The organism is Pseudomonas wadenswilerensis (assembly GCF_900497695.1).
Taxonomy (GTDB): domain Bacteria; phylum Pseudomonadota; class Gammaproteobacteria; order Pseudomonadales; family Pseudomonadaceae; genus Aquipseudomonas; species Aquipseudomonas wadenswilerensis.
Genome location: NZ_UIDD01000004.1, coordinates 407632 through 421194, shown reverse-complemented (window position 1 = coordinate 421194; position 13563 = coordinate 407632). Strand labels below are relative to the sequence as shown.

The 13563-nt window shown below is 62.1% G+C and carries 9 protein-coding genes; 3 read left to right on the top strand and 6 right to left on the bottom strand.

What is annotated here, in order from left to right; translation table 11 throughout:
* Positions 1 to 109 precede the first annotated feature (109 nt).
* A complete protein-coding gene (locus tag CCOS864_RS06690) occupies positions 110 to 4411 on the top strand; it encodes a DEAD/DEAH box helicase (RefSeq protein WP_115085601.1) in 4302 nt (1433 codons plus the stop codon).
* On the opposite strand, the gene CCOS864_RS06685 is transcribed toward CCOS864_RS06690, so the two are convergent.
* Entirely contained in the window at positions 4404 to 4667 is a 264-nt protein-coding gene (locus CCOS864_RS06685; RefSeq protein WP_115085600.1) for a type B 50S ribosomal protein L31, read from the bottom strand. The two genes, CCOS864_RS06690 and CCOS864_RS06685, sit on opposite strands and share 8 nt — an antisense overlap.
* A 201-nt stretch (positions 4668 to 4868) precedes the next feature.
* On the opposite strand from CCOS864_RS06685, the gene CCOS864_RS06680 reads away from it, so the two are divergent.
* Entirely contained in the window at positions 4869 to 6479 is a 1611-nt protein-coding gene (locus CCOS864_RS06680; protein ID WP_115085599.1) for an FMN-binding glutamate synthase family protein, read from the top strand.
* A 5-nt stretch (positions 6480 to 6484) separates the two neighbouring features.
* On the opposite strand, the gene CCOS864_RS06675 is transcribed toward CCOS864_RS06680, so the two are convergent.
* From CCOS864_RS06675 to CCOS864_RS06665, 3 genes are read right to left on the bottom strand one after another with little or no spacing between them, the layout of a single operon-like run.
* Positions 6485 to 8035 (bottom strand): glycosyltransferase family 39 protein, encoded by a 1551-nt coding sequence (locus CCOS864_RS06675; RefSeq protein ID WP_115085598.1) that lies wholly within the window; start codon positions 8033 to 8035, stop codon positions 6485 to 6487.
* Positions 8032 to 8997 carry a glycosyltransferase family 2 protein gene (locus CCOS864_RS06670; RefSeq protein ID WP_115085597.1) on the bottom strand — a complete coding sequence of 322 codons (966 nt, stop codon included), beginning with the start codon at positions 8995 to 8997 and terminating at the stop codon, positions 8032 to 8034. Before CCOS864_RS06670 ends, CCOS864_RS06675 begins: the two co-directional genes overlap by 4 nt.
* Entirely contained in the window at positions 8994 to 9368 is a 375-nt protein-coding gene (locus tag CCOS864_RS06665; protein WP_115085596.1) for a GtrA family protein, read from the bottom strand. The genes CCOS864_RS06670 and CCOS864_RS06665 overlap by 4 nt, the downstream gene beginning before the upstream one ends.
* 263 nt (positions 9369 to 9631) lie before the next feature.
* Between CCOS864_RS06665 and CCOS864_RS06660 the strand changes: the two genes are divergently transcribed.
* The gene (locus CCOS864_RS06660) at positions 9632 to 10756 is read left to right on the top strand and encodes an OpgC family protein (protein ID WP_115085595.1); all 1125 of its coding nucleotides are present in this window, start codon (positions 9632 to 9634) and stop codon (positions 10754 to 10756) included.
* Positions 10757 to 10899: 143 nt separating this feature from the next.
* On the opposite strand, the gene CCOS864_RS06655 is transcribed toward CCOS864_RS06660, so the two are convergent.
* Both CCOS864_RS06655 and CCOS864_RS06650 read right to left on the bottom strand, forming a co-directional pair.
* On the bottom strand, positions 10900 to 11490 hold the full coding sequence (locus CCOS864_RS06655) for a hypothetical protein (RefSeq protein ID WP_115085594.1): 591 nt from the start codon (positions 11488 to 11490) through the stop codon (positions 10900 to 10902).
* Between the two features lie 244 nt (positions 11491 to 11734).
* On the bottom strand, positions 11735 to 13156 hold the full coding sequence (locus tag CCOS864_RS06650; RefSeq protein WP_115085593.1) for an amino acid permease: 1422 nt from the start codon (positions 13154 to 13156) through the stop codon (positions 11735 to 11737).
* Positions 13157 to 13563: the final 407 nt, after the last annotated feature.

Here is a 13563-nt window from a genome sequence, read left to right as displayed (position 1 = left end):
CCGCGATCAGGCTGGCCTGTGCGATTGCATCGCGGGGCAAGCCCGCTCCCACACACCGGTCTGACGAACGCCCCTTGCAACCCCGCACCATTGGCCGCATAAACAGCCCATGAACCTCCCCGCCCTCAAGCACCCGGAACTGGACGCCTTCCACCCCGCGGTCCGCACCTGGTTCCAGCGCCAGTTCCCAACGGTAACCGCCGCCCAGGCCCGGGCCTGGCCGTTGATTCGCAGCGGGCAATCCTTGCTGGTCGCCGCACCCACCGGTTCAGGCAAAACCCTGACCGCCTTCCTGGCGATCCTCGACGAGCTGTTCGAACAGGGCCTGGCCAGCGCAAACCTGCCGGACCAGACCCAGGTGCTCTACGTCTCGCCACTCAAGGCACTGTCCAACGATATCCAGATCAACCTGCAGGCGCCGCTGGCCGGGATCAACGCGGTGCTGGCCGAACAAGGCCTGGAGCCGCTGGAAATCCGTACGGCGGTACGCAGTGGCGACACCCCGCAAAAGGAACGCACGGCCATGCGCCGCCAGGCGCCGCATATCCTGGTCACCACCCCCGAATCGCTGTATGTGTTGCTCGGCTCGGCCTCCGGGCGCCAGGGCCTGACCAGCGTACACACGGTGATTGTCGATGAGATCCACGCCCTGGCCGGCAACAAGCGCGGCAGTCATCTGGCCCTGAGCCTGGAGCGCCTTGAAGCGCTGTGTGGCCGGACATTGCGGCGCATCGGCCTGTCGGCCACGCAACGACCGGTCGAGCGGGTGGCGCAATTTCTGGCAGGCAAGGCGCGCGAGTGCGCCATCGTCGATATCGGCCATGCCCGTCCCCGTGACCTGGGCCTGGAAGTACCGCCGGTGCCACTCGGGGCGGTGATGGCTACTGATGTCTGGGGCTTGGTTTACGACCGTCTGGCGGCCCTGGCCCGCGAGCATCGCACCACCCTGGTGTTCGTCAACACCCGGCGCCTGGCCGAACGCCTGACCCGCCATTTGAGCGAGCGCCTGGGCCGCGATGCCGTGGCTGCGCACCACGGCAGCATGGCCAAGGAATACCGCCTGGACGCCGAGCAACGGCTCAAGCGCGGTGAGCTGCAGGTGCTGGTGGCCACCGCCTCGCTGGAGCTGGGCATCGATATCGGTGAAGTCGAGCTGGTGTGCCAGATCGGCTCGCCCGGTTCGATTGCCGCGTTTTTGCAAAGGGTCGGGCGCTCCGGGCACCAGGTCGAGGGCACGCCCAAAGGCCGGCTGTTCCCGCTGTCGCGCGACGACCTGATCGAATGCGCGGCACTGCTCGATTGCGTACGCCGCGGCGAGCTGGACCGCTTGCAGGTACCGCAAGCTCCGCTGGACGTATTGGCGCAACAGATCGTCGCCGAGGTCAGCAACCAGGAGTGGCACGAGCAGGCGCTGTTCGACTGCCTGCGCCGGGCCATGCCCTACGCCGAGCTGGATCAAGACCATTACCAGGCGCTGTTGCGCATGCTTGGCGAAGGCTTCAATGGCCGCCTGGGCATCCGCAGCGCCTACCTGCACCGTGATGCAGTCAACGCCACCCTGCGCGGGCGGCGTGGCAGCCAGCTGACGGCCTTGACCAGCGGCGGCACCATCCCTGATAACGCCGACTACACCGTGGTGCTCGAACCCCAGAGCCTGAACATCGGCACCGTCAATGAAGACTTCGCGGTCGAAAGCATCGCCGGCGATATCTTCCAGCTGGGCAACGCCTCCTACCGCATCTTGCGCGTGGAAAGCGGCCGGGTGCGGGTCGAGGACGCCAAGGGCCTGCCGCCGAGCATCCCGTTCTGGCTCGGCGAAGCGCCGGGGCGCAGTGATGAGCTGTCAGCAGGCGTCGCGCGCCTGCAAGGCGAGATCGACCAGCGCCTGAGCGATAGCGATGGCCAGCTGCAACCGCTGCTCGACTGGCTCACGGCCGAACTGGGCCTGAGCCTGGGCTGCGCCGAACCATTGCTTGAGTACCTGGCCCACACCCGCCAGGTGCTCGGCGCCCTGCCCTCGCAGCAAACCCTGGTGATGGAGCGTTTTTTCGACGAGTCCGGCGGCACCCAACTGATCATCCATTCGCCGTTCGGCAGCCGCATCAACCGCGCCTGGGGCCTGGCCCTGCGCAAGCGTTTTTGCCGCACCTTCAACTTCGAACTGCAGGCTGCGGCCAGCGAAGACGCGATTGTCCTGTCGCTGTCGGCCAGCCACAGTTTTGCCCTGGAAGAGGTCTGGCGTTACCTGCACAGCAACAGCGCCGAGTCGATCCTGGTTCAGGCCCTGCTCGATGCGCCGCTGTTCGGTGTGCGCTGGCGCTGGAATGCCGGTACCGCACTGGCGCTGCCGCGTTTTGTCGGCGGGCGCAAGGTGGCGCCGCAGATCCAGCGGATGAAAAGCGAAGACCTGATTGCCGCGGTGTTCCCCGACCAGATCGCCTGCCTGGAAAACCTTGCCGGCGAGCGGCAGATACCCGACCACCCGCTGGTCGAGCAAACCCTCGACGACTGCCTGCACGAGGCCATGGACAGCGAAGGCTGGCTGGCGCTGTTGCGGCGTATCGAGCAAGGCCGGATCAAGCTGGTTGCCCGTGACCTGCCGGCACCTTCGCCGCTGGCCTCGGCCATTCTCAACGCACGGCCCTATACCTTCCTGGATGACGCACCGCTGGAAGAACGGCGTACCCAGGCCGTACTCAACCGCCGCTGGAATCAAGCGCAGAGCAGCGATGACCTGGGCGCGCTGGATCCGGAGGCAATCGCCGCCGTACACGCCGAAGCCTGGCCAATGCCAACCCGTAGCGACGAAATGCATGAAGCCTTGATGAGCCTGGCCGGTATCAGCCAGGCCGAAGCCGAGGCCAATGACGGCTGGCAGGACTGGCTGGCGGCGCTGGGCAAGGAAGGCCGCGCCTGCCGTCTGCAACTGGCTGGGGGGCAAGCGTTGTGGCTGGCCCGCGAACGCCTGGTGCTGCTGCGCACCCTTTATCCGCAGGCGGCCGTCACGCCTGAGGTCGCCGCCCTGCCCGGCTTTGCTCAAGCCATGGACGCCGATGCGGCGCTGGTCGAGCTGCTGCGCGCGCGCCTGAGCGGTTTCGGCCCGCTGACCAGCGAGCAGATTGCCGCACCGCTGCAACTGTCGATCAGCGCCATCGAGCAGGCCCTGGCCCGCCTGGAAGGCGAAGGTTACGTGCTGCGCGGGTACTTCCAGCCGAGCCAGCAGCCGGGCCAGCAGGCACTGCAATGGTGCGAACGCCACCTGCTGGCGCGCATTCATCGTTACACCATCAAGCGCCTGCGCCGGGAAATCGAACCGGTCAGCCTGCAGGACTTCATGCGTTTTCTGTTCGACTGGCAGCACCTGTCGCCCGCCTCGCGCCTGCAAGGGCAGGCAGCGCTGAGTGCCGTGCTCGATCAGTTCGAAGGTTACCCGGCAGCTGCAGCAGCCTGGGAAAGCGACCTGCTGCCCACCCGGCTCAAGGATTACAGCCCGCGCTGGCTCGACGAAGCCTGCCGCGCCGGCAAATACGCCTGGGTGCGTCTGGCCCCGAGTGCCGCAGCCAGCACCCTGCGCAGCACGCCGCTGGTGCTGCTGCCACGGGCTCGCCTGGGTTTGTGGCGGGCCCTGAGCCCGGCGCTGGACAGCAGTGAACTGAGCCTGCGTGCCCAGCGCGTGCACACCGTCTTGAGCGAGCACGGCGCCTTGTTCTTCGAAGAGCTGGTGCAAGACGCCCACTTGCTGCCCAGCGAACTGGAGAACGCCCTGCAGGAGCTGGTGGCCGCCGGTTTGATCAGCGCCGACAGCTTTGCCGGCCTGCGCGCCCTGATCACCCCGGCCAGCAAACGCCAGGGCCGTAGCCAGCGCCGCGGTCGCGGGCCGTTGTTCGGCGGCATGCAAGACGCCGGGCGCTGGGCCCTGCTGCGCAAGCCCAGTGCCAAGCGCGACGAAGACCTCGAACACATCGCCCGCACCTTGCTGCGCCGCTATGGCGTGATCTGCTGGCGCTTGCTTGAACGCGAAGCCGACTGGCTGCCCAGCTGGCGCGAACTGCTGCGCTGCTACCACCGCCTGGAAGCCCGTGGCGAAATCCGTGGCGGGCGCTTTATCAGTGGCCTGGCCGGCGAGCAGTTTGCCCTGCCCGAGGCCGTGGCGCTGCTACGTGAAGTGCGCCGGCGCCCGCTCGATGGCAGCCTGGTTGCAATCTGCGCCAGCGACCCGCTGAACCTGGTCGGCACCCTGCTGCCAGGCAACAAGGTCCCGGCGGTCAGCGGCAACCGCCTGCTCTATCTGGATGGTGCGTCGGTGGCGACGCTGATTGCCGGCAAGGTCCAGTTCAGTGGTGACGATGAATTGGCGGCGCAGGGCGAGTGGCGCGGTCGTTTGATCCGCGATCCTGCCCTGGTCACTTGACCTGCGGCGCAGCGAACCCGGCGAAACGCTTGTTGAAGCCAGCCACCCGGCCTTCGACCGTAGCCTTGCGCTGCTGGCCGGTATAGATCGGATGCGAAGCACTGGACACATCCAGAGCCACATAGGGGTAGATCTTGCCGTCACTATGGGTATGGCTGCGGTCAGTGTCGACGGTCGAGCCGATCAGGAAATACACATCTGCAGCGGTGTCGTGGAACAACACAGGACGGTAGTCGGGGTGAATGCCGGGTTTCATGGCCAAGCCTCTCGGGAAAATGAACGAAGACGAATTGATACTATATAACATACCAATAAATCGCAAATACAAATGATTTTCGATTCCAAGATGAAGCTTGCAGCCCTTGCGCGCTGCGGGCTGGCGCTTTAATCCCCAACCGGGATAAGGTCGGGGTTTGACCAGGCCCTGAGCCTGACCGCGCCATCGCAAGGAAACCGTATGAGCCTGTCACTTCTCAGCCGCTACGCCTTCTTCGCTGCCTGTGTGTTGTTCACCCTGGCCAGCCTGCCCTTTCTCCACCACGAATGGCTGTGGCCGTTCACCCTGGTGACCGCCGTGCTCAGCCTGATCGGCCTCGGCGACCTGCTGCAAAGCCGTCACGCGGTGCGCCGCAACTACCCGATCCTCGGCAACATCCGCTATCTGGTCGAAGGCATTCGCCCGGAAATCCGCCAGTACCTGCTGGAGGCTGACAGCGATGCCCTGCCGTTTTCCCGGGCGCAGCGCTCGCTGGTGTATGCGCGGGCCAAGAACGAAGCGTCGGACAAACCCTTCGGCACCCTGATCGACGTGTACCAGTCCGGTTTCGAGTTCATCGGCCACTCCATGCGCCCGGCGCCGCTCAGCGACCCGTCGAACTTTCGGGTAATCGTCGGTGGCCCGCAGTGCAAACAGCCGTACTCGGCTTCGGTATTCAACATCTCGGCCATGAGTTTCGGTTCGCTCAGCGCCAACGCCATCCGCGCCCTGAACCAGGGCGCCAAGCTCGGCAACTTCGCTCACGACACCGGTGAAGGCAGCATCAGCCCTTATCACCGCGAGCACGGTGGCGACCTGACCTGGGAGCTGGGCAGCGGCTACTTCGGCTGCCGCACCTCGGACGGGCGCTTCGACCCCGAGCGTTTCGCCGAACAGGCGCGCAACCCGCAGGTGCGGATGATCGAGATCAAGATGAGCCAGGGTGCCAAACCCGGCCACGGCGGCATCCTGCCCAAGCACAAGGTCACCCGCGAGATTGCCGAGACCCGCGGTATCCTGATGGGTGAAGACTGCATCTCGCCGTCACGTCACAGCGCCTTCTCCACCCCGATCGAGATGATGCAGTTCATCGCCCAGTTGCGTGAGCTGTCTGGCGGCAAGCCGGTAGGATTCAAGTTCTGCCTCGGTCACCCGTGGGAGTTCATGGGCATTGCCAAGGCCATGCTGGAAACCGGCATCCTGCCCGACTTCATTGTCGTCGACGGCAAGGAAGGTGGCACCGGCGCTGCGCCCGTGGAATTCACCGACCATATCGGCGTGCCGCTGCGCGAAGGCCTGCTGTTCGTGCACAACACCCTGGTGGGCCTGAACCTGCGCGACAAGATCAAGCTCGGCGCCAGCGGCAAGATCGTCAGCGCCTTCGACATTGCCAGCGTGCTGGCCATCGGCGCCGACTGGGCCAACTCGGCGCGCGGCTTCATGTTTGCCATCGGCTGCATCCAGTCGCAAAGCTGCCACACCAACAAATGCCCGACCGGCGTCGCCACTCAGGACCCGCTGCGCCAGCGCGCCCTGGTGGTGCCCGACAAGGCCGAGCGAGTATTCAACTTCCACCACAACACCCTCAAGGCCCTGGCCGAGATGCTTGCCGCCGCCGGCCTCGATCACCCCTCGCAGCTGGAAGCCAGGCACCTGGTGCGGCGCATCTCGGCCACCGAGATCAAGCTGTTCTCGCAGATGCATGTATTCCTCAAGCCGGGTGAATTGCTCAATGACGAGGTCAATGGCGAGTTCTACTCGCGGATGTGGCAGATGGCGCGGGCCGACAGTTTCGAACCGCTGGCCGCCTGACAGGTTCAATGGCCAGTCGTCTGCGACTCTGATCGCTCGGGCACTGCGAACAGCATTGCCCGGGTCTCTCCCGCCCTGATTTCCGCCAGCTTGGTCCAGTTACCGGGCAAGTGACGCTCCTTACCAGGGCCCGGAACGCCACCTACCCACCATACCCTGCCGGATTTCGGCGCTAACGCTTGAGGCATCTGTACGTACAAGTGCTCCGCCCGGGAAAAGAGCAATGTCGCACCACCATAGCTGGAGCTCGAGGTGCCGGTACTATCGCCCTTCGCACCATTTTCATAGATCAACGGTATGCTACCGGTCCTGTTGTAGTACGCCACACTGAAGTACCAATACAGGCCATCGACAACTATCAAGTCTCCCTGCTGCCACTGTGCGTTGACCCCATCGACCACAACATCCAGGCGATTGACATACCAGCCTACGGCATCATTCAAGCTGTGCTGCTGGCTGTAGATACGCGCAATGCCGGTCACTTCCAGCGTCAGGCAAGCGGCGGCCAACAGCCAGGCCAAGCCACGATGACTGGCTGCAAGGCGATCCAGCGCCAATGCCAGCACAATCGGCAAACCGACAGCCGCGAACAACAGATAGCGTTCGACGAACAGCGGCATCGCGAATGAAATGCACCACACCAGCACAAGTGGAACATAACTGGACGCTACGATCAGAGCGTTCGGGCGCAAGGCCTGCCTATCCCTGCGCAGAATAAAAACCGAGGCAACGAGCAACACCATTGGCATCACCAGGAATATCGGCCGAGGATAAGCACTACCGTTATCGAGGGTGAAAAACTGCCACACGGCAGCAGGAAGCGTTTCAAGTGTCACCCGAGGAATCCAGGAGACTGCCGAAGTATGTCCCAACTGCCCCACCAGCGAGGGCAGCCAAGGCAGATAGGCGAGCGCGATTGCCACATTGCACAGCCACCACGGCCAGGCTCGAACAAGACGCCGTGTATCCTTCACACATAACAGATACAACCAATGCGCCGCGGCGCAGAGTACGGTGAAATAGTGGGTATACAGCCCGGCCACCATCAGCATTGCATAAAGCATCAGGAGAGGCTTTTGTGCCGGTCTGCTCACCCAGAGCAAAAGCACAAAGGTTGCTGCCAGTAACAACATGCCCAGCAACGAATACATCCGTACTTCCTGGCTGTAACGCACCGCGATGGGCAGCAGCGCCAGCAATGACCCGGCGATCAAGGCTGCTCGCAGGGAGGCCAGTCTGCGCGTTAGCCACATGCCCAGAGCCACCGTCAGCACGCCCGTGAACACACTAAGGCCACGAAGGGCCAACACGTCGCTGCCCAGCCAGTGCATCCAATAATGCAATAGCAGGTAGTACAACGGCGGATGAACGTCGCGAGCGGTGTGGAACAGGATCTGCGACGGTGACAAGGCACTCAGAGCCACGGAAAAAGCTTCGTCGTACCAGAGCACCGGTTGTGTTACCTGGTAAAGACGCACAGCGCTGCTCAGCAGCAATATGGCCAAGCAAGCCAGCGGCCATGCAACCTGAGTCCGCAGGCGCAGCGTCAGGCTCATCTGCTCTCCTTGAGCAAAGGCCTATGGGTGTGCTGCTCGGGTTTTCCGACAATACTTTTTATAACGTAGCGAGGACGATGCTTGGCCTCCATGTAAATACGGCCGATGTATTCCCCCAATATGCCGATGCCGATCAACTGTACCCCTCCGAGGAACAAAATCGCTGTCATCAACGACGGATATCCGGGCAGATCGTTGCCGAACAGGATCTTGTCTACTACCAGGTAACCGGCGTACAGCAACGCCAATAAAGAAATGCACGCGCCGAGGTAACTCCACAGGCGCAAGGGCAAGGTGCTGAACGAGGTGATGCCGTCCAGCGCCAGGTTCCACAGGCGCCAGGCGTTGAACTTGCTGCGGCCCACTGCCCGCGCCGCGCGGTCGTATTCAACAATGGCAACATTGAACCCTGCCCACGACAGCACGCCTTTCATGAACAACTGCTGTTCGGGCAGGGTCTTGATCACGTCCACCACCTTGCGGTCCATCAAGCGGAAATCGCCGACGTTTTCTTCAATATGGGTATAGGCGATGCGATTGAGCAGGCGATAGAACAGCGAGGCGCTGCGGCGCTTGAGGTAGCCATCACTGGAGCGGTCCCGGCGTTTGGCCAGAACCACGTCGGCGCCGTTCTGCCATTCATCAATCAACTGCGCAACCACCGCCACCGGGTCCTGCAGGTCAACGTCCATGGGCACCACGGCGTCACCGCTGGCGTACTCCAGGCCGGCGAACAAGGCCGGCTCCTTGCCAAAGTTACGCGAGAAGTTGATCAACACCACGTCGCTGTCGGTCAGGGCGATGGAACGGGCGATCTCGGCCGTGCGATCACTGCTGCCATCGTTGATGAACACTATTTCGATGAGGTGGGCCTGCAGCGCGGGTTCCTGCCTCACCGCCTGGTAAAACCCCCTGACGGCCTGCTCTTCGTTGAACACCGGCACGATCAGCGAGACTTTCATGGCTCGGCCCTGCGAAACACCAACCACCTGGACAACAGGAAGCCACACGTCAGACTGATCAGGGAAAACGTCACCACCGTGATCATCCCGTGCAGCCGCCAGTGGTCGCCCATCCAGCCCACTGCCAGGCTGACCCCGCCCAGGCACAGCATGAACAGCAGGTAGCGGCCGAACGAAGGCGACACGGCGAAGGTGTAGAGGGCATTTACATAAAAGGAAAGACTTGCTGCAACGCAAAACGCCAGCAGATTACTGAGGGCCTGAGTTAAAGCGAACACTTCCCTGAGCACGAAAAAGAGCTGCCAATGGACCAGGGTATTGGCAATACCGATCACGGCATAGGTGGAAAACCCTTTCCATACGTTGGCCATTGCGCGTCACGCCTCGATGGCTGTTGCGGCTGAACTCAAGCAGGCCACGTAACCCGTGGTTCGTCTACTAGCAAATCTGACAGGTACGGGTGATTTGCGATCAACGGTCTACGGCGCAAGGGGCGAATAGAGACATTCAGTAATAAGCCCCCTTTGCAATTACCCACGAATACCGCCACCCTGCCCCCCGCCCGACGTGCGGCGCGAGAGAATGCCGCCGTGCGCCTGTCACTACTTAACCAACTGTTCAAGAGCCCGCTGCCATGCTTAACGGACGCGACCCGCGCATCGATTTTTTTCGAGGCCTGGCGTTGATCTTCATTTTCTGGGATCACGTCCCCCACAACCCTTTAGGCCAGATCACCCTGCGTAACATCGGTTTCAGCGATGCTGCGGAGATTTTCGTCTTCCTCGCTGGCTACGCCGCGGTACTGGCTTACGGCAAAGTCCTGCAACGCGACGGCTACCTGATCGCCTGCGTGAAGATCCTGCGCCGTACCTGGGTGCTGTATGTCGTGCATATCTTCCTGCTGGCGATGTTGATGGGCATCGTGTTCTACGCCAACAGCCATGTGCAGACCCGCGATCTGGTGCAGGAGATGGGCCTTACCCACTTCATCACCAACCCTCAGCAAGCCCTGACGGACGAGTTGTTGCTGCGCTTCAAGCCCAACCTGATGGACCCGCTGCCGCTGTACATTGTGCTGCTGGCCGGTTTGCCGCTGGTGCTGCCGTTGCTGATGCGCATGCCCTGGGCGGTAGTGGGGGTATCGATGGCGGTGTATCTGATGGCCCCGGGGTTCGGCTGGAACCTGGCGAACTTCTCCGATGGCGTGTGGTATTTCAACCCGGTCACCTGGCAGTTCCTGTTCATCCTCGGTGGCGCAGCGGCGCTTTACGGGCAACAGGCACGGCCGCCACAAACCCGGCCGTTGCGGCGCCAACCGCTGTTTCTGGCGGCAGCCGCCTACTCGCTGGCGGCAGGCATCATTACCCTGTCCTGGCGCTGGTCAGAGCTTCACGATGCACTGATGCCGGCCAGTATCAACAATCTGCTGTACCCGATCAGCAAGACCGACCTGTCGCCGGTGCGCCTGTTGCACTTCCTGGCCCTGACCTACGTCACGGCCAAGCTGCTGCCGGGCAGCGGCTGGACGCAGAACTGGCTGGCGCAGCAAACCTGCCGCATGGGCCGCTACTCGCTTGAGGTGTTCTGCCTGGGGGTACTGCTTGCGCCCTTGGCGGACATGATCAATGCCATGGCCGGCGATGCCTTTGCCATGCAGATATTCACCGCACTGGTGGGTGTCGCCGTCATGGCCCTGCTCGGCGCCTGGCTGGATTTCAACAAACGCCTGAACCAGCCGATGCGTGCGGTTGCCACCTGAAAAACGCAATCGACATAGGGACCGGCCTTGCTCAGGCCGTTCCTGAGTTCCAAGCGACTGTTGCGCCACCAGCGCGGCCGGGTCAAGAGATCGAGTTTGCAGGATAGGCGTATTCGACGGGATTGCAGATCAATCGCACCTGTTCAGATCTCGTCCGGATGACTCAGGTAGGCGCTATTGGTTTCCAGGACGTTGACGTGAAAGTCCATTGCCTGGGCGCCATGGGCGGCAATACAGGTGACCGGCCTGCTCCTCCAGGCTTTATTGCGGTAATAGCTGAGCGTTTGCTCGCGCAGAGCGAGGGGCTTGCCTGTGTCCAGGGAAATCAGACGGCTGAGAATCGCGCCACCGCCCAGTTGAATCTCTTGGCCGCTGGCGCCGTCAGCAACACCCACGGCTTCCAGGCCGAATTTGGCTGGCGATTGCTCTTTCGGGTCGAATGCACCGAAGTAACCATTTTTGTAGCCAATGCATTTACCGAAATGGGCCTTGCTCCTGACGTACAAGATGTAGCCGCCCTCAGTGAAGCGCACGTAGAGCTTCAAGGGCTCCGACGTCAGCTTCTCGTTCACGTGACCGAGCATGTGCCCGGCGCTGGGGATGCTGATGCCGGTCCAGGTGAAGGTACGTTGCGGATCGGCGTAGAAGACCGAATGCAACTGGTCGAGAAAGCCAAAGCGGCCAGAGGGGGTTGAGAGTGTGGCGATGAACGAACGTTGTCGATGGGTGGTCATGCTGCGGCTCTCCTGAGTCCATGAAGGCGTAACTGCCTTCGCAGCGATTCTCGGGATTGCAACTGCGCCGGTGCGGTACTTAATTGTTCTTCACCAGATCCCCCAGAGAATCTCAAGCGCGCAGTGCAGCAGATACATCTGCAAGATCTGTTGGCTGCCAACGACTTTCCCGGCAATCCGTGAAGAACCCCAAAAAAAAAAGCCCGTATCCATCGATACGGGCTTTTTCATGACAACCAGAGGGTCAGGACACTGAACTTGCAGCGCGCTGCTCCACGGTGCTTGGCGACAGCTTGAGCACGTAGTAGAGCACGGTCAGCATCACCAGGAACGCCGGGCCGATGTACAGGGCCACGCGGGTTTCCTCGAAGTAGGCCATCAGGCCGACCACCAGGATCAGGAACGCCAGCGCCAGATAGGAGCTCAGCGGCCACAGCCACATGCGGTATTTCAGTGCGGCACGCTCGGCGTTGCTCAAGCCCGCGCGGAATTTCAGCTGGGCCAGGAGGATCATCACCCAGGTCCAGATCGCGCCGAAGGTGGCGATGGCGGTTACCCAGACGAAGACTTTCTCCGGTACCAGGTAGTTGGCCAGCACGCCCAGCAGCAAGGCTGCGATCGACAGCAACAGGGCATTACGCGGCACGCCGTTGCTCGAGGTGCGGGCGAAGGTGGCCGGGGCCTGACCGTTCTGCGCCAGGCTGTAGAGCATGCGTCCGGTGCTGAAGATACCGCCGTTGCACGACGACAGCGCAGCAGTGATCACCACGAAGTTGATGATACCGGCAGCGGTCTTGATGCCCAGACGCTCGAAGGTCATCACGAACGGGCTGCCCTGGCTGCCGATTTCGTTCCACGGGTAGATCGACAGGATCACGAACAGTGCGCCGACGTAGAACAGCAGGATGCGCCAGAACACCGAGCCGATGGCCTGGGGAATGGTCTTTTGCGGGTTGCGTGCTTCACCGGCAGTCAGGCCGATCATCTCGACGCCCAGATAGGCGAACATCACCATCTGCAGCGACATCAGCACGCCGGTCACGCCATTGGGCATGAAGCCGCCGTTGCTCCAGAGGTTGGAGATGCCCATCGCCACGCCATCGTTACCGAAACCGAAAGCGATGACGCCAATGCCACCCAGGACCATGGCAATGATGGTGACGATCTTGATCAGGGCGAACCAGAACTCGAACTCACCAAAGGCCTTGACGGCGATCAGGTTGATCGCGCCCATGCTGCCCAGGGCCGCCAGGGCCCAGATCCAGCGCGGTACTTCGGGGAACCAGATGCCCATGTAAATGGCCACCGCGGTGATTTCCGCCACGCAGGTCACCAGCCACAGGAACCAGTAGTTCCAGCCGGTGAGAAAGCCCGCCAACGGGCCGAGGTAGTCTTGAGCGTAGCGGCTGAAGGAGCCGGCTACCGGGTTGTGCACGGCCATTTCGCCGAGGGCGCGCATGATCACCAGGATCGCCAGGCCACCAATGATGTAGGACAGCATGATGGCTGGTCCGGCCATTTCGATGGCCTTGGCCGAACCCAGGAACAGGCCGACACCGATACAGGCGCCCAGCGCCATCAGGCGAATGTGGCGTTCGCCGAGTTCTCGCTTGAGTGGGCCGCCCTGGGCGGTCTCACCATGAGAAGGGTGGTTGCCGACTGGCATAGAAATACAACCTCATTTTGTTATTGGATATGACCATTCGTGCAGGCCTGGCATCGCCGGTGGGCTTGATGCGTTGCCTCGCCGGGCACCGCCTTGTGAGCGGGCCCGTCTGCCGTCAGTGCAAAACCGGCAGAGCGAAAGGGGCGAGCAGTATAGAAAGGCCCCTGCAGGACATTTCACTGTATAAAGCGCGATATTTGGCGAGAACTCTCGGCAAAATCCGCTTCTACGGAGGGGCATTCCCCGTGCTTTAGCCTCTGCAGGAAACAGGGCGGCTAACATAGCACCAAAACGGGGCAATTCAAGCTCCACCAAAGGAGCATTTCTGACACGTTTTTAGGAAATGCCCGGCAACTGACTACAAAATTTTCACCAAACCCGGCCACCGTCTAAGCTTCAGGCAAGCA